We start from the raw sequence: 21,652 nt of genomic DNA, 5'->3' as shown, positions 1-21,652 counted from the left end.
AGATCACCCCTCGGTAAGCTGACGGCATGACAGGACAAGTGCGTACCGTCGACGGCCGTGTGGCCGGTCGGCGCGGGCAGGCGACGCGGCAGAAGTTGCTCGACTGCCTCAGCGACATGCTCAGCTCATCGCCTTACCGGGACGTCAAGGTCATCGACGTCGCCCGGAAGGCGGGCACTTCGCCCGCGACCTTCTACCAGTACTTTCCGGACGTCGAGGGCGCCGTCCTGGAGATCGCCGAGCAAATGGCCGCCGAGGGCGCCGGGTTGACCGAACTGGTCGGCGGCCGGTCGTGGGTCGGCAAGGCCGGCTGGCAGACCGCGCAGGAACTCGTCGACGGTTTCCTGGAGTTCTGGAAGAAGAACGACGCCATCCTGCGCGTCGTCGAGCTCGGCGCCGCCGAGGGCGACAAACGCTTCTACAAACTGCGCATGAAGATCCTGAACTCGGTGAACAGCTCCCTGACGGACGCCGTCGCGGAGTTGCAGTCCAAGGGCAGGGTCGACAAGGACGTGAACCCGGCCGCGATCGCCGGGGCCCTGGTCGCCATGCTCGCGGCGGTGGCCTCGCATCAGAAGGGTTACCTGGCCGGAGGCGTCAAGCAGGCCGAGATCAAGCCCAATCTGGCGCTGTTGGTGCACCTGGGCATCACCGGCAGGAAGCCGACGAAGTAGCCGCGGCGGCAGCGCTTCCGCTTCCCCCTTTTTTCTTTGTTCCAGGCCTTTCCGGCCCCAAGTCCTGTCTGGCAGGCGGTGGTCACCCGGTCGCTCCGGGTGACCACCGCCTGTCGCGTTGTGTGGCGGCGGTCGCGTTGTGTGGTGGCTGTGGCGTTGCGTGGTGGCTGTGGCGTTGTGTGGCGGCTGTGGCGTTGTGTGGCGGCTTCACACAGTGTGGCGGCTGTCGCGCCTTCCGGTCCCTGTCGCGGGGAAGGCGCCCCGGCGTTCACGCGGGCAGCGGGCGGTCCTTCACCACGTGCTTCATGACCAGCGTGGACGTCAGCCGCTGCACCCCCGGCAGCGTCGCCAGCCGCTCGTCGTAGAGCCGCTGGAAGGCGGCGAGGTCGGCGGTGGCCACCCGCAGCAGGTAGTCCGGCTCCCCGAACAGCCGCTGCGCGTCGAGCACGTGCTCCAGCTCTCCGACGGCCCGCTCGAAGTCGGCGACCGTGTCCCGGTCCTCCTGCCGCATCGAGACGAAGACCAGCGCCTCGAAGGTCAGCCCGACGGCGGCGGGCTCCACCACCGCGCGGTACCCGCTGATCGCCCCGGACCGCTCCAGCTCCCGCAGCCGCCGGTGACACGGCGAGACGCTCAGCCGCACGCGCGCGGCCAGCTCGGTCACGGTCAGTCGCCCGTCCTGCTGGAGCTCGGCAAGGATTTTCCGGTCCACGTCGTCCATGAGGCAGATCTTCCCCCTACGGGGCCGTGGCGGTGAAAACTTCGGGAACATCTTTGGCCAAAGCGTAACTAACCTTCCCCTCATGGACTCCGCACCACTGATCTCCTTCCTCGCCGTGGACCTGCTGCTGGTGTGCGTGCCGGGCGCCGACTGGGCGTACGCGATCTCCGCCGGACTGCGCGGCCGCTCGGTGGGCGCCGCGGTGAGCGGCCTGGTGAGCGGCTACGCCCTGCACACGGCACTGGCGGCGGCCGGCCTGGCGGTCCTGGTCGCCGGCTCGCCCGCGCTGCTCACCGCGCTGACGGTGGCGGGCGCGGCGTACCTGGTGTGGCTGGGGTGGGGAGTGCTGCGCCGGCCGGGGGTGCCGGAGGCGGGGGAGGCGGTCGAGGAGAGCCGACGGCGGGTCTTCCTGCGCGGGGCGGCGATCAGCGGCCTGAACCCCAAGGGGCTGCTGCTCTACCTCTCGGTCCTCCCCCAGTTCCTCGTCACCCACGACGCCCGCCTGCCGGTCCCCGCGCAGACCGCCGCCCTGGGCCTGCTCCACATGGCGTGCTGCGCCGCCGTCTACCTGACGGTGGGCGTCATGGCCCGCTCCCTGCTCGGCACCCGCCCGTCCGCGGCCCGCGCGGTCACCCGGACGTCGGGTGCGGCGATGCTGGGGATCGGGGCGTTCCTGCTGGTGCAACGGCTGGCCCTCGGGGGGTGAGCCGCCCATGACCGCCCCGGCACCCCGCGAACGCCCCGGCGCCCCGCGACGGCCCCGGCACCCCGCGACCGTCCTGGCACCCTCGACCGCCCCGGCACCCCGCGACCGCCCCGGGGCGATACTCGGGCCATGGGAACGGATCTTCACGAACTGCTGAGGTCGCTGCGGGTGTGGGACCCGGAGGTGACCGAGCTGCGGGCGTTCGACCCGGCGGCGGCCCCCGCCGAGCCGCTGCCGCTGTTCGCCCGGTGGCTGGCCGAGGCCGCCGCGGCCGGCGAACGCGAGCCGCACACGATGACCCTCGCGACCGCCGGAGAGGACGGCCTGCCGGACGCCCGGATCGTGATGCTGCACGGCGCCGACGCGCACGGCTGGTCCTTCGCGACCCACGCGACCAGCGACAAGGGCCGCCAGCTCGCCGCCCGCCCCTACGCCGCCCTCACCTTCTACTGGCCCACGCTGGGCCGCCAGGTCCGCGTCCGCGGACCGGTCGGCGTCGCCCCGGCGGAGGCGGCGCGGGCCGACCTGCGGATGCGGTCGACGGGGGCGCTGGCCGCCGCGCTGACCGGGCGGCAGAGCGAGGTCCTGGGCTCGGTGGAGGAGCTGGCGAGGGCCTCGGAGGCGGCCTGGGAACGGGCCCGGCGGGACCCGGCGACCCCGTCCCCGACCTGGACGCTGTACCGGCTGCGTCCGGAGACGGTGGAGTTCTTCCAGGGCGACGAGAGGCGACGGCACGTACGGCTGAGGTACCGGCGGGACGCCGGGGACTGGGTCGCGGAGCTGCTCTGGCCGTAGGGCGCCCGCGCCACCGCGAAGACGGGGACGGACGAACGGATCACCCGCCCCTCACCTCAGGACGACGGACCGCCCCTCAGGACGACGGACCGCCCGTCGCGACGACGCGGCCCTCTCGCGACGGCGGCCTCCCCAGGTGATCGCCCGGTACCGATCGCCCGGCACCGATCGCCCGGCACCGATCGCCCGGTACCGACGCCACCCGCCCGCGGACCGGCGGACCGGCCGCTCACAGCCCCCCGAGGTCCGGCTCCGGGTCCGTCGCGAGGCGGCCGTGGCGGTGGACGTCCCGCCAGGCGTCCCTGCGGCCCGCCTCCCACATCGCCCCGCGCAGGGTCCCCTCGTACGGGAAGCCGCACCGCTCGGCGATCCGGCAGGACGCCTCGTGGCCGAGGGCGTGGCCCAGTTCCAGGCGGTGCAGGCCGAGTCCGGTGAACGCCCAGCGTGCCACCAGCAGCAGCGAGCGGGTGGCGACCTGGCGGCCGCGGGCCTCGGGCAGGACCCAGTAGCCGACGGTGGCGACGCTCTGGACGGGGTCGACGGCGGCGAGCCCGATCTGGCCGAGGACCGTTCCGTCGCCGGCGTCCGTGACGCAGAGGGAGATGCCCGTACCGGCCTCCGCGTCGGCGGCCCTCGCCCACAGCGACTCCCGCGCGCCGTCGGCGTCGGTGACCGTCCGCAGCGGTGTGTTCCAGCGCAGGAAGTCGGGGTCGGCCACGCCTCGCAGCCAGGCGCTCACATCGGTGCCGGACGCGGGGTCCCACGCGCGCAGGCGCAGGCCATGACCTTGGAGGACCGGGGTGGCGGGAAGAACGAGCGGCTCGCGGATGTCGGTCATCCGGTCATTGAACACCCGTCCGACCAGGTGGGCGCGCCCCGCCTCCCCCCGAAGGCGAGCCCGCCCGAACCACCCGCCCGACCGCCCGTCACCTCCCGTTCCGCGAAGCCCGCGCGCACGCCCGGCCAGCCTGTGGGGTGCCCATGAAGCTGTGCATCGGCCATGAAGTTCGAAGATTGTTGGCAATTTTGTCGGCACTGCTACTACGTTCACACCCGCAAGCCATATGCAGCGAGGAGTCGAATCGTGAAGCACAGGGCAGTCAAGCGCAGGTCCGTCGTCATCGGCATCGGGGCCACCGCCGGCGTCGCGGCAGTGGGCGGCATCGCCCTGACCGCGCAGGCGTCCGGCGACTCCTCGTCCTCCTCGGACTCCCTGGTCTTCGACCCCGAGGCCTACACGAAGCTGACGACGACGATCACCGACGCGGACGGCACCGACCACGAGGTGACGTACCACTTCTGGAAGGCGATCACCTACGTCGCCAAGCCGGTCGACGAGGCCTACCAGAGCCTGAACGTCAGCGTGCCCGTCGAGATCGACGGCACGGCCGTGGACGCGAGCAACGCGCCGATCCTCTTCGCGAACTCGGTGGGCGGCTACATGCCGTCCTCGGTCGCGGAGGCGACGGGCGTGGGCGGCGGCGGGATGACCGGCGCGCCCACCGGCGGCACCGGCGGCGCCTCCGCGAGCGCGGCCCCCAGCGCCTCCGCGTCGACCGGCACCGGCGAGGTCGCCTCCGGCGGCAACGCCATGCTGAACGCCGGCAAGATGGTCAGCCTCCCCCAGTTGGCGCTGGCGGCCGGCTACGTCGTCGTCGAGCCCGGCGCCCGCGGCCGCACCCTCAAGAACTCCGCGGGCGAGTACTACGGCGTCGCCCCGGCCGCGATCGTCGACCTCAAGGCCGCCGTGCGGTACGTGCGCGCCAACAAGGGCCGCATCCCCGGCAACACCGACCGGATCGTCTCCTCCGGCACCAGCGCGGGCGGCGCCCTGTCCTCCCTGCTCGGCGCCTCCGGCGACAGCCCGATCTACGCCAAGTACCTGAAGGAGCTCGGCGCGGCCGACGCCTCCGACGCGATCTTCGCGACCGGCGCCTGGTGCCCGATCACCGACCTGGAGCACGCCGACGGCGCCTACGAGTGGAACTGGGGCACCAACGTCCTGTCCACCGGCGAGGTCGCCGACCAGACGGTGTCGAAGGAGCTCCAGGCGCAGTTCGCCGAGTACCAGGCCGGCCTGAAGCTCAAGGGCCTCGACGGCTTCGGCACGCTGACCGCCCGCAACTACGACGAGTACCTGGTCGAGCAGTACCTCCAGCCGTCGGCCACCACCTACCTCGCCGCCCTGTCGGACTCCGCGCGCGAGACCTACCTGGCCGCCAACACCTTCATCACCTGGAAGAACGGCAAGGCGTCCTTCACCTGGGCGGACTTCCTCACCCACGTCGGCGCCCGCAAGAAGACCATCCCGGCCTTCGACGGCTTCGACCTGTCGACGGGCGAGAACAACGAGTTCGGCAAGGGCACGACCATCGCCCGCCACTTCACGGCGTACGGCCTGAAGAACGACACCACCGGGCTCACCGCCAAGCGCCTCGACAGCGACATCCCCGAGCTGCTGCGCCTGATGAACCCGATGTACCACCTGGTCGACGAGCCCAACGAGAACCGCACCAAGCACTGGTGGATCCGTCTCGGCACCAAGGACTCCGACACCTCGCTGACGGTCTCCGCCAACATCGCCGCCGCCGCGCACACCCTCGGCGACGACGTCAGCCACCTCTACTACTGGGACGAGGGCCACGGCTCCAACACCGACCCGGGCGACTTCATCGCCTGGATCGCGAAGGTCGCGGGCTACAAGGCCAGGAAGAAGTAGCGGCCCCTGGACACGGCGTCCGTTTCCCGTCATAAGAACCGACGCCGTCCGCCGCGCCGCCGGACCCCAGCGCACCTGGGCCCGGCGGCGCGGCTTCTTCTGTGGAGGGCGCGGGCGGAACGGCGTACGCCACCGGCCGCAGACCCGCCTCCGCAAGCGTGATCAATCCGCAACCGATTCCGGTCTTGACCGAGACCCATCAATCCTGTGCTTGATTACGCTCCCGCTCATGGCCGACTCCACACCGTCCCCGAGCCCCTCCGCGCCCACCGCCCCGAACCCCGCCGGCCGCCCGGTCTACGTCATCGGCGGCGGCCCGGCCGGACTCGCCGCCGCCTACGCGCTGCGCACCCGGGGGATACGGGCCGTGGTGGTGGAGAGGTCCGACCGGGTCGGGGCGTCCTGGCGGCGCCACTACGACCGGCTGCGCCTGCACACCACCCGGCGTCTGTCGGCCCTGCCCGGGCTCGCGATGCCGCGCCGGTTCGGACGGTGGCCGGCCCGCGACGACGTGGTCCGCTACCTGGAGAAGTACGCCGAGCACCACGAACTGGAGCTGGTCACCGGCGTCGAGGTGTCCCGCGTCGAGCGCACCGCCGACGGCACCGGCTGGCTGCTGCGCGCCTCCGGCGGCCGGGAGCTGACGGGCGCGGCGGTCGTCGTCGCCACCGGCTACAACCACACCCCGCACCTGCCGGACTGGCCGGGCCGCGAGACGTACGCCGGCGACCTCGCGCACGCCTCCGCCTACCGCGACGGCACCCCGTACGCCGGCCGGGACGTCCTGGTCGTGGGCGTCGGCAACACCGGCGCCGAGATCGCCGTCGACCTGGTGGAGAGCGGCGCCGGACGGGTGCGGCTGGCCGTGCGGACCGTGCCGCACATCGTGCGCCGCTCGACCGCCGGCTGGGCCGCCCAGTACAGCGGCATCCTCGTCCGCCGGCTCCCGGTCGCCCTCGTCGACCGGCTCTCCCGGGTGCTGGCGCGGGCGAGCGTGCCCGACCTGTCGGCGCGGGGGCTGCCGCGCCCCGACACCGGGCTGTACACCCGGGCGAGACAGGGGGCCGTACCCGTGCAGGACGTCGGTCTGCTCGACGCCGTGCGCCGGGGCAGGGTCGAGGTGGTGGCCGCCGTGGAGGGCTTCGAGGACGGCAAGGTGGTCCTCGCCGACGGCACCCGGATCTCCCCGGACGCCGTCGTCGCCGCCACCGGCTACGTACGCGCCCTCGACGGCCTGGTCGGCCACCTCGGCGTCCTCGACGGCCGCGGCCTCCCCGTCGCGCACGGCCCCCGCACCCCGAAGAACGCGCCCGGCCTGTACTTCACCGGCTTCACCACACCGCTCAGCGGCACCCTGCGCGAGGTCGCGCTCGACGCGGAACGGATCGCCAAGGCCGTACGCGCCCACCTGCGCCGCCCCTGACGACGGCACGCCCCGACGCCCGGCCCCGCCCCGACGCCCGGCCCCGCCCCGTGCGCCGGATGCGACCGGGGCGTTGTCGCCCGCCTGCCCGTGCCCCCAGAATGTGAGCCCTGCTCATCTTCTTCTGGTTCCACCCCTCTCGCTCCCGAAGCTCTCGAAACTCTCGAAGGTCTCGAAGCTCCCGCCGCACTCGACGCACTCGACGCACTCGACGCACTCGACGCACTCGACGCACGACGGAGGACGCACGTGGCCCGTGGAAGAAAGCTCTCCCGCCGCTCCCTGCTCGGCGGCTCCGCCGCGGTGGCCGCCGGTGCCACCGCGCTCACCGCGCTCACCGCGTCCGCCGCCGGCCCGGCGGCCGCGGCGGCCGCCCGGGACGTGGACGTCGCGATCGTCGGCGCCGGTCTCGCCGGACTCACCGCGGCCCGGGACCTGGTCGCGGCCGGGAGGACGGTCGCCGTCCTGGAGGCCCAGGACCGGGTCGGCGGCCGGGTGGTGAACCTGGCCCTGCCGGGCGGCCAGGTCACCGAGGGCGGCGGCGAGTTCATCGGCCCGACCCAGGACCGCATCCGGGCGCTCGCCGACTCCCTCGGCGTGGCGACCTTCCCCACCTACAACACCGGCAGCAACCTCCTCCACAAGGACGGCACCAGGACCCCGTACGCCACGGACGGCCTGCTCGGCGCGGTCCCGCCGGTCGACGCGGCCGGGCTCGCCAACGCGGCGATCGTGCAGGCCGAGCTCGACGACATGGCGAAGCTCGTCCCGGTCGACGCGCCCTGGACCGCCGCCCGGGCCGAGGAGTGGGACCGGCAGACCTTCGAGACCTGGCTGCGCGCCAACGCCGTCGTCCCGTCCGCCAAGTTCCTCCTCGACGTGGCCTGCACCTCCGTCTTCTCGGCCGAACCCCGGGAGCTCTCCCTCCTGTTCGTCCTCTTCTACATCGCCGCCGCCGGCGACGCGTCGCACCCGGGCACCCTGGAACGCCTCACCGAGACCGCGGACGGCGCGCAGCAACTGCGCTTCCACGGCGGCTCCCAGCTGGTGCCGCTCCGGCTCGCCGCGACGCTCGGCGACCGGGTGGTGCTGAACGCCCCGGTCCGCTCGGTGACCCGCTCCGGCGGCCGGTACGTGGTGGCGGCGGACGGCACGACGGTCACCGCCGACCGCGTCGTCGTCGCCGTACCCCCGCCGCTCGCCGCCCGGATCTCCTACGACCCGCTCCTGCCCGCCGGCCGCGACCAGCTCACCCAGCGCATGCCGATGGCCTCGGTCGGCAAGGCGATCGCCGTCTACGACACCCCCTTCTGGCGTGCCGACGGCCTCAACGGCCAGGTCGTCAGCGACACCGGCGTGGTCAGCTCCACCTTCGACAACTCCCCGCCCGACGCCTCCTACGGCGCGCTGATGGGCTTCATCGAGGCCGACCGGATGCGGGAGCTGGACGCGGCCCCGGCGGACACCGTGCGGGCCGCCGTCCTCGCGGACTTCGCCACGTACTTCGGCGACCGGGCCCAGTCCCCCATGGCCTTCGTGCTCCAGCGCTGGAACAACGAGGCCCACACCCGCGGCGGCCCGGTGGCGATCGCCCCGCCCGGTGTGCTGACCCGCTACGGCCCGGCCCTGCGGGAGCCCGTCGACGGCATCCACTGGGCCGGGACGGAGACGTCCACCTACTGGATGGGCTTCATGGACGGGGCCGTGCGGTCGGGCGAGCGGGTGGCGAAGGAGGTCCTGGCGGCGCTGTAGGACCGGCCCCGTGGACCGGCCCCACAGCGGTACGTCGGCACGGTCCGGCGGCCCGGCGGTCGGCCCGGTCCGGCGGTCAGCCCGTCACCGCGATCCGGACCGTCCCGGTGTCCGGGCGCCGCCGGATCACCAGGGCCATCAGCGCCGCCGCCGCGCACAGCGCCCCCGACGCGTACCAGACGACGTCGTAGGAGCCGAAGACGTCGCGGGCGACACCGCCGAGGAAGGCGACCAGGGCGGCGCCGACCTGGTGGGAGGCGAGGACCCAGCCGAAGACGATGGCGCTGTCGTCGCCGTAGTGCTCGCGGCAGAGCGCGAGGGTGGGCGGGACGGTGGCGACCCAGTCGAGGCCGTAGAAGACGATGAAGAAGATCATCGGGGGGTGGACCGTGGGGGCCAGCAGCATCGGGAGGAACAGCAGCGAGACACCCCGGAGCGCGTAGTACACCGCGAGCAGCCGGCGTGCCTCGAAGCGGTCGGTGAACCAGCCGGAGGCGACCGTGCCGACCACGTCGAACACCCCGATGACGGCGAGGAGCGAGGCCGCCGCCGTGACGGGCATGCCGTGGTCGTGGGCGGCGGGCACGAAGTGGGTCTGGACGAGGCCGTTGGTCGAGGCGCCGCAGATCGCGAAGGTGCCGGCCAGCAGCCAGAAGGGGCCGGTGCGCGCGGCCGAGAACAGGACGGTGACCGCGCGGCGCGCGGCGCCCGTGACCGGCGGCGGCTTCGGCACGAACTCCCGCGCGCCGTACGGCTTCAGGCCCACGTCCGCCGGGTGGTCGCGCAGCAGCAGCCATACGAACGGGACGACGGCGAGGGCGGCGAGGGCGACCGTGACGGCCGCCGGGCGCCAGTCGTGGCGCGTGACCATCCAGGACAGCAGCGGCAGGAAGATCAGCTGGCCGGAGGCGGAGGCCGCGGTGAGGATGCCGCTGACCAGGCCCCGGCGCTCGGTGAACCAGCGGTTGGTGACCGTCGCGGCGAACGCCAGCGCCATCGACCCCGACCCGAGACCGACCAGCAGGCCCCAGTACAGCAGGAGTTGCCAGGCCGCCGTCATCCACACGGTCAGGCCCGAGCCGACCGCGATCACGGTCAGGGCGACGGCGACCACACGCCGGATGCCGAAGCGGTCCATCAGCGCGGCGGCGAACGGGGCGGTGAGCCCGTACAGCGCGAGGTTGACCGAGACGGCGGCGCCGATCGTGCCGCGCGACCAGCCGTACTCCTGGTGCAGGGGGTCGATGAGCAATCCGGGCAGGGAGCGGAAGGCGGCCGCGCCGATGATCGTCACGAAGGTGACGGCGGCGACGAACCAGGCACGGTGGACGCGCGTCGGCCGCCTCTCCCGACGGACGGCGGTCACTGGGGCTTCGCTTGTCTGGGTCACGCCATCGAGCTTCCGGTACCCGCCTCGCGCGAACGAGTGGCCCGAAAGACAGGGTTCGCTAGGATCGGGCCATGACCTGTGAGCCGGACGCACCGCAGTTCCGCCCGCACCGTGTCGCCGTCCTCGCCCTGGACGGCCTGCTCCCCTTCGAGCTGGGCATCCCGCACCGCATCTTCGGCCGCCCCCGCGACGCCCTGGGGCGGCATCTGTACGAGGTCGTGACCTGCTCGGTCCGCCCGCCCGGCCCGGTCGAGACGGACGCCGACTTCGCGATCCAGGTGGAGCACGGCCCGGAGGTCCTCGCCACCGCCGACACCGTGATCGTCCCCGCCTCCTACGAACTGGGCCCGGTCCACGAACAGGGCGTGCTCACCGAGGAACTGGCCGCCGCCCTCGCCCACCTGCGCCCCGGCACCCGCCTCGCCTCCATCTGCACCGGCGTCTACGTCCTCGCCGCCGCCGGCTTCCTCGACGGCCGCCCCGCGACCACGCACTGGGCCGACGCCGAGCGCCTCCAGCGGCTGTTCCCGAAGATCGACGTCGACCCGGAGGTGCTGTTCATCGACGACGGCGACGTGCTGACCTCGGCGGGCGTCGCCGCCGGCATCGACCTGTGCCTGCACATGGTGCGCCGCGACCACGGCACCGCCGTCGCCAACGACGTCGCCCGCCGTACGGTCGTGCCGCCGCACCGCGACGGCGGCCAGGCGCAGTACATCGAGCGGCCGGTGCCCGATCCGCAGCTGTCCGGCACGACCTCCGCGCGCGCCTGGGCCCTCGGCCGCCTCCACGAACCGATCCAGCTGCGGGACATGGCCGCCCAGGAGTCCATGTCGGTACGGACCTTCACCCGGCGCTTCCGGGAGGAGGTCGGCGTCAGCCCCGGCCAGTGGCTCACCCGGCAGCGCGTCGAACGGGCCCGGCACCTGCTGGAGTCCACGGACCTGTCCGTCGAGCAGGTCGCCCAGGACGCCGGCTTCGGCACCGCCCAGTCGATGCGGCAGCACCTCCAGGCGGCGCTCGGGGTGACGCCGACGTCCTACCGCCGCACCTTCCGGGCCACCGTCCGGACGTGATCCGGTGATCGCGGCGCCCCCGGCGTTCGCGGTGTTCGCGGCGTCTTCGGCGTCCTCGGCGTCCTCGGCGTCCCGGCGTCGCCAAGAGTTGTCCACAGCCTGTGGAGAAGCGGGTGAACGCCGGACGGCGGCGCGCCTCCCCCTGCCGACTGCGCCCGGGCGGGAGACGTCCCCGGCCCGCCCCGGGCACGGCAGCGCGCGCCACCGTCCGACTCGGCGTACGCCTCCCCACTCGCGGTTCGCCCGAGCGGGGGGACCCTCATCGGTTCCCCTCGGCCCTGAGGGATCCGACGCCGAACCGGTGACCCGCACTCGGCGAGGACTCCCGTCACCGGAACCCTCGTCGTCCCCTCACGGCGAATCACCGACCACAAGCGTGATCAAACGGACACGCCGCGTCAACACCGGATCGGTGATTCATCACTTACGCCCTCTTTGCGATGGGCGCGCACGGAAGCACACCCGGCGCACGCCACCCACCGGACACCGGCCGACCGCACGGCCCGCACCCGTACACCCGTCGGCCGTGCGCCCCTGGGGCAGGTCGTCCGGATCGCGCCGCGGACGCGCCCAGCCGTCACACGGCCTCGCAGGCGAACCCCTCGTACGCCGGCCCCCGGTAGGCCACCGCCGGTTCGGGACGGGACGGCGTACCGCCGCGGTCCGCCGCGCCCCCGCACTCGGCCTCGTCCGCGCGGGGCCGCGCACAGCGGTCGAGTTCGCACCAGATGCGTTTGCCGGGCCCCTCGACGCTCCAGCCCCAGCGGTCCGCGAGGCAGTCGACGAGGGCCAGACCGCGGCCGCCCGTGGCGTCGCCGTCCACACACCGGGGCACGGGCGCCCGGCTGCTGCTGTCGGCCACCTCCAGACGGACGGTGGAGCCCCCCGTCTCCCCTCCGGCGCCGCGCGGCAGGGAGAGGCGCAGCACGGCCGGACAGCCCGTGTGCACCACGGCGTTGGTGACCAGTTCGGAGACGAGCAGGATCAGCGTCTCGGCGAGCGGCTCGTCGGCCTTTATCCCGGACCCGGCCAGGCGCGAACGGGCCCACCTCCGGGCCCGCCCCACCTCAGCGGGGTCGGGCCGGATCTCCAGTTGCACTTGAAGCACCTGCACCGCTCACACCATCCGAACCGGCGGACACATGGCCGCGCGCCACGTGAGCCACGCAAGCCACGCGAGCACCATGACGACGAGAGCCACGATCGTAGCCATTTTCTGCATGACCAGAACAATGGCCAGAGGCAGCGTGACGGAACGTGAATCCCTTACGAGACAGCCTGGTTGACGCACCGTCACCCCAACAAGCGCTTCGGGCATATTCCAGCGCGAAGGAGTACCCGTGCGGCATACTGTGCGACGCTCGCCCCGGGGAGTCGAACAGACGGGGCCCCGGCGCACATACGCCCTGCGAGCAGGGGTGCGCACCCTCGTGTACGGCACCGCCCCCGGGGCGCCACCGGCACGGCTCGCACTCGGAACCAGTCGCATTTCACAGACGGTACCCGAGCGACTCCCCGACTCCGGGCCGTGACGGGTCACGCCTCGGACACAACCGCAATTCACGCTCCGTGACATCGGCACGCCACGATCCGTGACACTGTCGCCGCCAGTCGTCCATCACCGCAGGCCGGCGCCGTGGCGCCGCATCCGCGCCCAGGGGTCGCGAGGGGACATCTCGTCACCCTCCGTGTGGTTGCACGCACATCGAGTGCACCTATGTGCGGGCCGGGACTCCGCCTCCCAGGTGAACCCTGTTATATGCCTGACGTGATGTCAGATCGGTGTGGACGCGGGCCTGACCGGCGTTCAGCCGGACGGCGTCGCGCCCTCGGCTACTCCGGCACGGTGAAGTGGCGGGCGAACGCCGGCACGATGTCCGCCTCGCCGACCGTGCCGTCGGCACCGGTGCCGAGTGCCGCCGCCACCGTGCGGGCGGTCTCGTCGGGGACACCGAGGGCCTTGAGGACGCGTGCGGTGTCCTCGACGGTGGCGCGGCCGTCGCCGTCGGGGTCGGCGACGGCGAGGGCGGCGTGCAGGAAGGGGCGGGCGATCTCGGCGAACCGGTCCGGGTTGTCGCGCAGCCGCTTGACCGCGCCGTTCACGAACTCGTCGCGGCTGATGCGCTGGTCGCCGTCGCGGTCGGCGATCCCCGCCATGCCCTGCCAGAAGGCCTCGGCCCCGGCGTACAGGGCCTGTCCCTTGTCGGACCGGGCGGGGGTGCCGAACTCGGCGAGCAGGGCCTTGGCCGCGGCGCCGAAGTCCTCCCGGTCGATGGTGCCGTTGCCGTCCTGGTCGAAGGTGGCGAACCGGCCGGCGATCCTGCGTTCGTACTCGCTGCTGACCATGTCTTCTCGGGCCGCCTTACGTCGTCGCGTGCGGGTGCTTCCGGCAGGGAGCGTACGACGCCGGCGACGCTCCGGCGGCGGCTGAGTGACGGTTGTGCCAAGACGGGGGGAATTTCGGGACAAGAGTGTGGCCGAGCGGGTGGCGCCGGTCACGCCGACAGGGGTTCGGTCCCTTCGTCGACGGCCTCCGCGACATCGCCGTACACGTCGAAGAGCCGGCGGACGCCCAACGCGCCGAGCACCCGGTTGACGTGGGAGTCCTCGACGGCGCCGCGCGCCGGGAGGATCAGGCGCAGCCGGCCCCGGCAGGACCGGATCAGGCGGCGGGCGGCGATCAGGACGCCGACGCCGCTGGAGTCGCAGAAATGCACCTCGGAGAGGTCCAGGACGAGGCTGTGGCGGCCCTCGGCCACCACGTCGTGGACCCGCTGACGCAGCACCGGCGACGTCACCAGGTCCAGCTCGCCCGACACGTGGAGCACGGCCCATCCGCCCCGCTCGCCGCCGGTCACTTTGAACGCCACCACCACGCCCTTCGCTCGCCGTAAACGGAAGCTGTCCCTTCGCTTCCTTGCAGCGCGGCTGCCCAGCGGCCGTGCCCCGAAACGCCGCACGGAAAACGGCCACTGAAGAAAAGAGGCCGATTCCTGTCATATTCAGTCCTGTTCAATCTCCGGTGATCAATCTTGTACTGATCCGATCGTGTCTGATCAGTACCGAGCCGGGTAGGCAACGCCCTATACCACCCTCCGCCCGGCAGGGGGCGCACATTGCATCAAAGGGGCGTGCGGCGTCGGACGTGCCGACTACATTCGAGGTGACGGTGGACCCACGCTGGACGCATACACGAGGACGACGAGGGGGTCGCATGGCGCGGAAGGACGCACCACCCCGCTGGGACCGCAAGATGCAGCAGCGGCTCGCGCGCGGCGAGGCCGCCGCCCTCGGTGAGCTCTATGACCGCTTCGCTTCGCTCGTGCACGGACTTGCCCATCGTGTGCTCGGAGACGAACGGGCCGCCGACGGCATCACCCGCGAGGTCTTCGCCCATGTCTGGGAGCACCCCGACGCCTACGACCCCACGCAGGGCCCGCTGCGCACCTACGTCGCCGCGCTGACCCACCGTCTCGCCGTGCAGCGGCTGCACGCCACCGAGACCGCGGCGCTCGCCCGCGGCGGCCCCGGCACCACCGAGGAACTGGAGAACAAGGTCCGCCACGCCTCCGTCGCCGCCCGCGCCGACTACATCGTCCAGTCCATGCCGGCCCCGTTGCGGGACGCCCTCGAACTCGCCTACTTCCAGCGCCGCGACTACCGCCAGACCGCCGCCGACCTCGCCATCACCGAGGACGAGGCCCGCCGCCGCCTCCGTCTCGGCCTGCAACTGCTCTCCACGGCCCACGACACCGCCGCCCCGGGCGCACCGCCCGAATACGGGGGCGCGGCATGAGCGGCACGGAACGCTTCGCGGCGTTCGACGACGACGCCCACGGCCCCGGCGCTCCGAGCGCCCCCGGCCCGGCCGGCGGCTTCGGCGGTGCGGACGGCCCCGTTGGTTCCGGCGGCTCCCGCGGTGCGGACGGCGGCGGTCCGCCGCCGGCGTCCGCCACGGACCCCGCCGGCCCGACGCCCCCGCGCCTGGAGCACCCCGTGCTCAAGTCGCTGCTGGGCGCGTGGGCGCTGGCCGCCTGCTCGGCCGAGGAGACCGCCGCCGTGGAGGAGCACCTGGGCGGCTGCGGCACCTGCGCCGACGAGGCCCGGCGGCTGCGCGAGGCGGTCGGCCTGCTCCAGCGGCCCGAGAGCCTCGACCTGGACCCCGGCCTGCGCACCCGCGTCCTGGACGGCTGCCTGGACCGGCGCCCGCCCCGCGTCCCGGTGCCCCCGTGGGCCACGTCGTACGACGCCGAGACCGCCCGCCTGGACGCCCTGCTCCAGGACTTCGGGGACGCGGAGTGGCACGCGCCGGTCCGGCTGCGCTGGTTCGGGGGCGAGGACGGGACGAGCCGCCGTACGACCGTCGCCGGGGTCATCGCGCATCTGCTCGCGGTGGACGGACTGATCGCCGTCGCCCTGGGCCTGGAGGACCCGCTGGCCGGGGACAAGCCGGCGGAGACGCCCGCCGAGCGGACGGAGGCGTACTGGGGGGCCTCGCGCTTCCCGCCGACGCGTACCGTGCGCGCGCCGTGGCGGGAGCAGACCCACGCCGTCGTCCGCACGGTCTCCTTCACCGGCGGCGGCCGCGGCACCCTGCCGGTGTCGTACGGCGGCTTCGAACTGCCGCTGCGGGACGCGCTCGCCGACCGGGCCTTCGAGTGCTGGGTGCACGCCGAGGACATCGCGGAGGCCGTCGACTACCCCTACGCGCCGCCCGCGCCGCGCCACCTGCACGACATGATCGACCTGGCCGCCCGCCTGCTGCCGGGCGCCCTCGCCGAACGGCGGCGGGCGGGCCTCGCCGCGCCGGGACGCCGCCGGCACCTGGTGACCGCCGGCCGGCCCGGCCGCAGTCTGCGGCTGGAGATCGAGGGCTCGGGCGGCGGCGAGTGGCTCATCCCGCTGGACTCCCCCGCCGCGGTGGGCTCCGCCGACCACGAGGTGGCCCATGTCGCCCTGGACGACGTGGAGTTCTGCCGGCTGGCGGCGGGCCATGTGTCGCCGGAGGAGGCGGCGGCGGGACAGGTCGGGGACCCGGAGGCGATCAGGGACGTCCTGTTCGCGGCGGCGTCCCTGAGCCGGATGTAGGCCACCGTCCACGCCCGCCCACCGGCCGCCGGTGACGCCGCCGGCGTCGTCGCGGTGACGGCGCCCCGGTCGACCGCTGTGATCCTGAGGCCTGTTCGGGGGCCATGCGGGTGAGCAGGCCGGGGCCGACGACGTCGAAACGGGCCAGGAGGACGGCTCGGTGAGCCCGGGGGAGAGCCGGGGAAGGGGTCAGGCGAAGACGACCGTCCGCCGTCCGTTCAGCAGGATCCGGCGCTCCGCGTGCCACTTGACGGCCCGCGCCAGCGCCTGGCACTCCACGTCCCGCCCGATCGCGACCAGCTGGTCCGGGGTCACGTCGTGCCCGACCCGCTCGACCTCCTGCTCGATGATCGGCCCCTCGTCGAGGTCCGCGGTGACGTAGTGCGCCGTCGCGCCGATCAGCTTCACGCCCCGCGCGTGCGCCTGGTGGTACGGCTTGGCGCCCTTGAAGCTCGGCAGGAAGGAGTGGTGGATGTTGATGATCCGGCCGCTGAGCTGCTTGCAGAGGTCGTCGGAGAGGACCTGCATGTAGCGGGCGAGGACGACCAGTTCGACGTTCTCCCCGCGGACGATCTCCAGGAGCTTCGTCTCGGCCTCGGACTTGGTGTCCTTCGTCACCGGGATGTGGTGGAAGGGAAGGTCGTAGGAGGCCACCAGCTCGGCGAAGTCGGTGTGGTTGGACACCACCGCCGCGATGTCCACCGGCAGGGCGCCGATCCGGGCGCGGAACAGCAGGTCGTTCAGGCAGTGGCCGAACTTGCTGACCATGAGGACGATCCGCATCCGCTCGTCGGCCCGGTGGATCTGCCAGTCCATGTGGAAGGAGTCGCCGATCGCCGCGAAGCTCGCCCGCAGCTTGTCCACGGTCACCGGGGGCTCCGCCGAGAAGTGGACGCGCATGAAGAACAGGCCCGTGTCGTGGTCGCCGAACTGCTGGCTGTCCTCGATGTTGCACCCGGTCATGAAGAGGTAGCTCGACACGGCGTGCACGATGCCCTGCTTGTCGGGGCAGGACAGGGTGAGGACGTACTGGTCGGCGGGGGCCGCCGCGGCGCGGGTGGACTGCTCACTCATGCACGACAGGGTCTCACGACCGCACCGGCCCGGCGGAACTCCGTCCGCAGGACGGACCCGCTCCGGTACGCCCTCCCCGGCCTGTGCGGACCGGCCTGCCTGCGCGGACCGGCCTGCCTACGCGGACCGGGTCAGGATCCGCAGCACCTCCAGCGTGCGCGGCGGCGCGTCCGGGTCCTCCCCGTCGGCCACGGCCATCCGTACGTGCGCGTCACGGGCCGCCCGCACCGCCTCCGGCCACGCCTGGTGGTCGACGTAGGCGGAGACCGGCGCGTCCGGGCCGACCTGGTGCATGATCCGCAGCACCCGCAGCACCGCGGTGTCGACGAGCGCCGCCTCCTGCGAGTCGCGGAAGATCGTGCCGACGTACTTCTCGGCGGACCAGTTGTCCAGCCAGGTGTCCTCGACCAGGCGGTACACGGCGTCGGTGACGTCGCCGTACCCCTCGACCCCGGCCAGCCAGACGTCCCGCTGGAACAGCGGGTCGGAGAGCATGTGCAGCGCGGAGCGCACATTGCTGCGCCAGCGCCACCACGGCATGTCGTTGAGTGGCATGCCGCCCATGGTGGAGGAGCGACGGCTGCGACGGGAAGAGTTCTCCGAACCTTGTTGCACGGTCATCGATCGTACGTTCCGCGCCCCGGGCGTCCCACCCGCCCCGGTAATTCACCTGCGCGTCACCGCGCGTTGACCAAGAGTCACTCGGCGGTTGGTGATGTGGCGGAATCGTGCGGGTTCATGACCGGTAGGCGACGCACGCGAAGCACCTTCCTCCCCAGGTACCTCCGCCTCACCCGATCCGCCAGAGCCACCGCCCTGTCGGCGGGCGCCCTGATCGCCTGCGCGTCACTCGCCGCGGGATGCGGGATCGTCCCCGGCACCACGGGGGGTTCCGGGGACGATCCGATCGTCGTGATGACCTGGGCCCCCGAGGGCACGGCCGCGACCAACAAGCCCGGAATGCCGGCCTTCGCCCGCGCCTACGCCCGCTGGATCAACGCCCACGGCGGGCTGGGCGGCCGCAAGCTGACCGTCCTGACCTGCAACGACCACAACAACACCGTGAACGCCGCGAAATGCGCCCGGCGGGCGGTCAAGGAGGGGGCGGTCGCCGTCGTCGGCTCCTACAGCCAGCACTCCGAGTCCTTCCTGCCGCCCCTGGAGGGCGCCGGCATCCCCTACATCGGCGGCTACGGCGTCACCAACGAGGAGTTCACCAGCCCCCTCTCCTACCCGGTCAACGGCGGGGCGCCGGCGCTGCTGGCCGGACTCGGCAGGGAACTCGCCGCGGTCTGCGGATCCGTCGCGCTCGTCCGCCCCGACACCATCGCGGGCGACGCGCTGCCCGCCATGCTCGACGCCGGGCTGAAGGCGGGCGCGCACGACGCGGCCGACGACCAGCTGGCGGCCGAGGACGCCGCCCAGTACACGGCACAGGCCGAGGCGGCCCTGGAGTACGCCACCGACGGCGGCGACGCCAAGGGGAAGGGGTGCGTGGTGCCCGCGCTCGGCGACCGCACCAGCACCTACATGGACTCCTTCCGCCGCGCCCGCGAGGACTACCCCGCCGTGCGTACGGCCACCGTCCTCGGCAGCGTCGACCAGGCGGTGATCAACTCCACCGGCGGCGCCGGCGGCCCCTTCGAGGGGTCGTACGTCACCGGCTGGTACCCGGTCGCGGACGACTCGCGCTGGGACGCGATGAAGAAGGTCATCAGCGAGCAGGCCTTCTCCGACACCCGGATCGACGCGTCGGACACCGGGGTGCAGACCACCTGGATCGCCTACACCGTGTTCCGGCGGGTCGTGGAGTCGCTGGGCAGCGGCGAGGTGACCGCCGACAGCGTGCGCGGTGCCCTGGACGACGGGCTGGAGATCAGCACCGGCGGGCTCACGCCGACCCTGCGCTGGGAGTTCAGCGACAAGCTCGCCTCCATCGGCTTCCCGCGCCTGGTCAACGCCGACGTGACGCTCCAGACGGTATGCAAGGGGCGGCTGGTGGCCGCCCGGGACGGTTTCGTCGACGTGACGAAGACGCTGGAGAACGCGGACGTCGACTGAGCCCGCCGGGCGGACCGCCCGGTGAGCCTCACAGCCGGGCCGGCCGGCGGGTCAACAGTCGGGCCGGCCGGTGAGCCTCACAGCCGGGTCGGCAGGCGGGGCTCGCAACCGGGCCGGCCGACGGGCCCCAGCTGGGCAGCCCAGCAGGCATCTACAGCCGGGCCGCCCGGCGGGATTCCCGGCCAGGTCGGCCGGCAGGACTCCCTGCCGGATCGGCCGGCGGAACTCCCTGCCGGATCGGCCGGTGGACTCCCTGCTGGGTCGGCCGGCGGGTCAACAGCCGGGTCGGCCGGCGAGCCTCACAGCCGGGTCGGCCGACGGAGCTCGCAACCGGGCCGGCCGACGGAGCTCGCAACCGGGCCGGCCGACGGGACCCCCAGCCGGGCGGCCCGGCAGCGCTCCCTGCCGGGCCGCCCGGTGAGCATCACAGTGGGGCCGCCCGGTGAGCATCACCGGGGCTCAGAGCTGGGTCGGCTGGCGCTCCGTCAGGCCGTACGTTCCGGCGATCTGGTTCCAGATCGTGGCGGCCTGGGTCTTCTGGGTGCTGGCGGTGCCGCTCTCGCGGTTGCCGGCCTGCGTCTGGGCGGTGGTCGGGGCCTGGCCCTTCTTGCAGCTCTTCTTGTTGGCGGCGACCTGGTCGGCCCAGGCCGCGTAGTGGTTGTCGGCGGACGCGGACGCCTGCCACGCCTTGGTGAGCGCGGTGGTCAGCGCGGCGTGGTTCGGGAGCTGGTCGACGCTCAGCCCGGACAGCCTGGTCACCAGCTCGGTGCGCTGCGTCGCCGCGTCCCGCAGGTTCTTGGCGGCCTGGGCGAGGTTGCTGCACTTCTTCACGTCGGCCACCGCGCCGATCACGGTGGCCCGGCTGCTGCCGCTGTCCGCGAGCAGCGCGTCCAGCGCGATCGCCTGCTGCTCGGCGGGGTCGGCCGCCGACGCCGAGGGGGACGCCTCGGTGGCGGGCGCGGACGCCGCCACGGTCTTGTTGTCGTCGCCCTGGTCGCTCGTGCCCCCGCCGGCGAGCAGCGCTCCCGCGCCGATCCCGACGACGGCGATCGCCACGCCGACCGCGGCGAACAGCGGCACCCGCGATCCGGTGCGGCCTCCGCGGCCGCGCCCGTGGTCGTCGTCCCGCGCGGCGCGCCGCCCGCCCCCGCCGCCGGGCGGGGCGTACGAGGCGGACCCGTGACCGGGCCCGGCGCCGTAACCGCCGTGTCCGGCGGGCTCGGGCTCGGAGAACCGCGGCAGCTGCTGCGTCGACCCGGCCGGTCCGTCGTCCGCGGGCCCGCCCCGGAAGAGGTTCTCGAACTCCGCGGGCGGCTGCCGGTCCGCGCCGCCCCCGCCGTACGGCGGCTGACCGGTCACCGGCGGGATGTACTGCGTGGCCTCGGAGTCGGGGTGCGCGGCACCGGGCAGCGGACCGGGGTGAGCGCCGGGGTACGCCGGAGCCCCCGGGACGGGGCCTGCGCCCGCGTGTGCGCCCGCGCCCGCGCCCGGGAAGGAGCCGGGCTGCGCGCCGCCCGGCATCGGGCCGGGGCCGTGGCCGGCCGAGCGGCCCAGGAAGTGGGTCGACTCCGACGGCGCCTCCGGGGGCAGGGCGCCCGGTCCCACCGGCGGCAGGTACTGCGTGGCGCCCTCGTCCACGGGGGCCGCGGGCACCGGCGGTATGTACTGCGTCGCACCGTCGTCCACCGGGACGGCGGACACGGGCGGTATGTACTGCGTCGCGCCGTCGCCGACGGGACCGGCCGGGACCGGCGGGATGTACTGGGTGGCGGCGTCGGCGGGCGGCGGCAGCGGGGCCGACGGCACGCCGTGGCCGTACGACGGGGCCGGGGCGCCCTCGGGCGGCAGCGGGGCGGCGCCCGGCCGGGTCCCGGAGCCCCACGCGTCGTGGCCCGCGGGCTGCGGGGCGGCGCCCCACTGCCCGTCCGCCGGAGGCGGCCAGCCCTGGCCGCCCGGCTGCTGCTGCTCGGGGCCCCACGGGCCGCCCCAGGTCTGCCCGCCGGACGGCGCGGACACCGGCGGCGGCGCCTGCTGCCCGTACGGCCGCCTGCCGTCGGGGGAACTGCTCGTCATGCCCGGCAGCAGGGGTTCCCCGCCGTCGGAGGGCAGCACGATGCCTTCGCGCGCGGGCCGCGCCGAGGGCTCCTCGCCCTGTCCACTCTGCGTCACCGGG

Annotated in this window: 19 protein-coding genes; 10 read left to right on the top strand and 9 right to left on the bottom strand. The window is 73.7% G+C overall.

Annotated elements, in window-relative coordinates; translation table 11 throughout:
• Positions 1 to 38: 38 nt before the first annotated feature.
• On the top strand, positions 39 to 674 hold the full coding sequence (locus tag ACFYWQ_RS32830; RefSeq protein WP_389521623.1) for a TetR family transcriptional regulator: 636 nt from the start codon (positions 39 to 41) through the stop codon (positions 672 to 674).
• A 268-nt stretch (positions 675 to 942) separates the two neighbouring features.
• On the opposite strand, the gene ACFYWQ_RS32825 is transcribed toward ACFYWQ_RS32830, so the two are convergent.
• Positions 943 to 1,395, bottom strand: coding sequence for an Lrp/AsnC family transcriptional regulator (locus tag ACFYWQ_RS32825; protein ID WP_389521511.1), 453 nt, complete (start codon positions 1,393 to 1,395; stop codon positions 943 to 945).
• A gap of 82 nt (positions 1,396 to 1,477) precedes the next feature.
• On the opposite strand from ACFYWQ_RS32825, the gene ACFYWQ_RS32820 reads away from it, so the two are divergent.
• Both ACFYWQ_RS32820 and ACFYWQ_RS32815 read left to right on the top strand, forming a co-directional pair.
• The gene (locus tag ACFYWQ_RS32820; protein ID WP_389521509.1) at positions 1,478 to 2,101 is read left to right on the top strand and encodes a LysE family translocator; all 624 of its coding nucleotides are present in this window, start codon (positions 1,478 to 1,480) and stop codon (positions 2,099 to 2,101) included.
• Positions 2,102 to 2,230: 129 nt separating this feature from the next.
• Positions 2,231 to 2,896, top strand: coding sequence for a pyridoxal 5'-phosphate synthase (locus tag ACFYWQ_RS32815; RefSeq protein WP_389521508.1), 666 nt, complete (start codon positions 2,231 to 2,233; stop codon positions 2,894 to 2,896).
• 229 nt (positions 2,897 to 3,125) lie between these two features.
• Here ACFYWQ_RS32815 and ACFYWQ_RS32810 read toward each other — a convergent pair whose 3' ends face one another.
• Positions 3,126 to 3,734, bottom strand: coding sequence for a GNAT family N-acetyltransferase (locus ACFYWQ_RS32810; RefSeq protein ID WP_389521506.1), 609 nt, complete (start codon positions 3,732 to 3,734; stop codon positions 3,126 to 3,128).
• Between the two features lie 246 nt (positions 3,735 to 3,980).
• On the opposite strand from ACFYWQ_RS32810, the gene ACFYWQ_RS32805 reads away from it, so the two are divergent.
• From ACFYWQ_RS32805 to ACFYWQ_RS32795, 3 genes are all read left to right on the top strand, one after another.
• Positions 3,981 to 5,615: a subtype B tannase gene (locus ACFYWQ_RS32805; protein ID WP_389521504.1), complete on the top strand. Its 1,635-nt coding sequence runs from the start codon at positions 3,981 to 3,983 to the stop codon at positions 5,613 to 5,615.
• 229 nt (positions 5,616 to 5,844) lie between these two features.
• A complete protein-coding gene (locus ACFYWQ_RS32800) occupies positions 5,845 to 7,038 on the top strand; it encodes a flavin-containing monooxygenase (protein WP_389521502.1) in 1,194 nt (397 codons plus the stop codon).
• A gap of 249 nt (positions 7,039 to 7,287) precedes the next feature.
• Positions 7,288 to 8,790: a flavin monoamine oxidase family protein gene (locus ACFYWQ_RS32795; protein WP_389521501.1), complete on the top strand. Its 1,503-nt coding sequence runs from the start codon at positions 7,288 to 7,290 to the stop codon at positions 8,788 to 8,790.
• A 76-nt stretch (positions 8,791 to 8,866) separates the two neighbouring features.
• Here the strand turns inward: ACFYWQ_RS32795 and ACFYWQ_RS32790 are convergent, their stop codons facing one another.
• Entirely contained in the window at positions 8,867 to 10,180 is a 1,314-nt protein-coding gene (locus ACFYWQ_RS32790) for an MFS transporter (protein ID WP_389521499.1), read from the bottom strand.
• Positions 10,181 to 10,251: 71 nt separating this feature from the next.
• On the opposite strand from ACFYWQ_RS32790, the gene ACFYWQ_RS32785 reads away from it, so the two are divergent.
• Positions 10,252 to 11,256, top strand: coding sequence for a GlxA family transcriptional regulator (locus tag ACFYWQ_RS32785; protein WP_389521497.1), 1,005 nt, complete (start codon positions 10,252 to 10,254; stop codon positions 11,254 to 11,256).
• A gap of 577 nt (positions 11,257 to 11,833) precedes the next feature.
• Here the strand turns inward: ACFYWQ_RS32785 and ACFYWQ_RS32780 are convergent.
• From ACFYWQ_RS32780 to ACFYWQ_RS32770, 3 genes are all read right to left on the bottom strand, one after another.
• Positions 11,834 to 12,355: an ATP-binding protein gene (locus ACFYWQ_RS32780; RefSeq protein ID WP_389521621.1), complete on the bottom strand. Its 522-nt coding sequence runs from the start codon at positions 12,353 to 12,355 to the stop codon at positions 11,834 to 11,836.
• Between the two features lie 734 nt (positions 12,356 to 13,089).
• On the bottom strand, positions 13,090 to 13,602 hold the full coding sequence (locus ACFYWQ_RS32775; RefSeq protein WP_389521495.1) for an EF-hand domain-containing protein: 513 nt from the start codon (positions 13,600 to 13,602) through the stop codon (positions 13,090 to 13,092).
• 149 nt (positions 13,603 to 13,751) lie between these two features.
• On the bottom strand, positions 13,752 to 14,132 hold the full coding sequence (locus tag ACFYWQ_RS32770) for an STAS domain-containing protein (protein WP_389521493.1): 381 nt from the start codon (positions 14,130 to 14,132) through the stop codon (positions 13,752 to 13,754).
• 338 nt (positions 14,133 to 14,470) lie between these two features.
• Between ACFYWQ_RS32770 and ACFYWQ_RS32765 the strand changes: the two genes are divergently transcribed.
• Together ACFYWQ_RS32765 and ACFYWQ_RS32760 are read left to right on the top strand one after the other, a co-directional pair.
• Positions 14,471 to 15,052, top strand: coding sequence for a sigma factor (locus ACFYWQ_RS32765; protein WP_389521491.1), 582 nt, complete (start codon positions 14,471 to 14,473; stop codon positions 15,050 to 15,052).
• Positions 15,049 to 16,344 (top strand): maleylpyruvate isomerase N-terminal domain-containing protein, encoded by a 1,296-nt coding sequence (locus ACFYWQ_RS32760; protein WP_389521489.1) that lies wholly within the window; start codon positions 15,049 to 15,051, stop codon positions 16,342 to 16,344. The genes ACFYWQ_RS32765 and ACFYWQ_RS32760 overlap by 4 nt, the downstream gene beginning before the upstream one ends.
• A 189-nt stretch (positions 16,345 to 16,533) precedes the next feature.
• Here the strand turns inward: ACFYWQ_RS32760 and purU are convergent, their stop codons facing one another.
• Both purU and ACFYWQ_RS32750 read right to left on the bottom strand, forming a co-directional pair.
• Complete coding sequence (purU, locus tag ACFYWQ_RS32755; protein WP_389521487.1) at positions 16,534 to 17,418, bottom strand: formyltetrahydrofolate deformylase; 885 nt, start codon at positions 17,416 to 17,418, stop codon at positions 16,534 to 16,536.
• Between the two features lie 117 nt (positions 17,419 to 17,535).
• Positions 17,536 to 18,039, bottom strand: a complete 504-nt coding sequence (locus tag ACFYWQ_RS32750) for a hypothetical protein (protein WP_389521485.1) — start codon at positions 18,037 to 18,039, stop codon at positions 17,536 to 17,538.
• Between the two features lie 117 nt (positions 18,040 to 18,156).
• Here ACFYWQ_RS32750 and ACFYWQ_RS32745 point away from each other — a divergent pair, with 117 nt between their 5' ends.
• Positions 18,157 to 19,479, top strand: coding sequence for an ABC transporter substrate-binding protein (locus tag ACFYWQ_RS32745; protein ID WP_389521484.1), 1,323 nt, complete (start codon positions 18,157 to 18,159; stop codon positions 19,477 to 19,479).
• Between the two features lie 459 nt (positions 19,480 to 19,938).
• Here the strand turns inward: ACFYWQ_RS32745 and ACFYWQ_RS32740 are convergent, their stop codons facing one another.
• A complete protein-coding gene (locus ACFYWQ_RS32740; RefSeq protein ID WP_389521482.1) occupies positions 19,939 to 21,648 on the bottom strand; it encodes a hypothetical protein in 1,710 nt (569 codons plus the stop codon).
• Positions 21,649 to 21,652: the final 4 nt, after the last annotated feature.

Source organism: Streptomyces sp. NPDC003247, from assembly GCF_042888135.1.
Classification (GTDB): Bacteria; Actinomycetota; Actinomycetes; order Streptomycetales; family Streptomycetaceae; genus Streptomyces.
This window is presented reverse-complemented; position numbering and strand designations above follow the sequence as displayed.

What these genes read in the sequence shown, in the direction of transcription:
- ACFYWQ_RS32825 (WP_389521511.1), bottom strand. Translation starts at nt 1,395, where the DNA reads ATGGACGACGTGGACCGGAAAATCCTTGCCGAGCTCCAGCAGGACGGG.
- ACFYWQ_RS32820 (WP_389521509.1), top strand. Translation starts at nt 1,478, where the DNA reads ATGGACTCCGCACCACTGATCTCCTTCCTCGCCGTGGACCTGCTGCTG.
- ACFYWQ_RS32815 (WP_389521508.1), top strand. Translation starts at nt 2,231, where the DNA reads ATGGGAACGGATCTTCACGAACTGCTGAGGTCGCTGCGGGTGTGGGAC.
- ACFYWQ_RS32810 (WP_389521506.1), bottom strand. Translation starts at nt 3,734, where the DNA reads ATGACCGACATCCGCGAGCCGCTCGTTCTTCCCGCCACCCCGGTCCTC.
- ACFYWQ_RS32800 (WP_389521502.1), top strand. Translation starts at nt 5,845, where the DNA reads ATGGCCGACTCCACACCGTCCCCGAGCCCCTCCGCGCCCACCGCCCCG.
- ACFYWQ_RS32785 (WP_389521497.1), top strand. Translation starts at nt 10,252, where the DNA reads ATGACCTGTGAGCCGGACGCACCGCAGTTCCGCCCGCACCGTGTCGCC.
- ACFYWQ_RS32775 (WP_389521495.1), bottom strand. Translation starts at nt 13,602, where the DNA reads ATGGTCAGCAGCGAGTACGAACGCAGGATCGCCGGCCGGTTCGCCACC.
- ACFYWQ_RS32765 (WP_389521491.1), top strand. Translation starts at nt 14,471, where the DNA reads ATGGCGCGGAAGGACGCACCACCCCGCTGGGACCGCAAGATGCAGCAG.
- ACFYWQ_RS32760 (WP_389521489.1), top strand. Translation starts at nt 15,049, where the DNA reads ATGAGCGGCACGGAACGCTTCGCGGCGTTCGACGACGACGCCCACGGC.
- purU (WP_389521487.1), bottom strand. Translation starts at nt 17,418, where the DNA reads ATGAGTGAGCAGTCCACCCGCGCCGCGGCGGCCCCCGCCGACCAGTAC.
- ACFYWQ_RS32750 (WP_389521485.1), bottom strand. Translation starts at nt 18,039, where the DNA reads ATGACCGTGCAACAAGGTTCGGAGAACTCTTCCCGTCGCAGCCGTCGC.
- ACFYWQ_RS32745 (WP_389521484.1), top strand. Translation starts at nt 18,157, where the DNA reads ATGACCGGTAGGCGACGCACGCGAAGCACCTTCCTCCCCAGGTACCTC.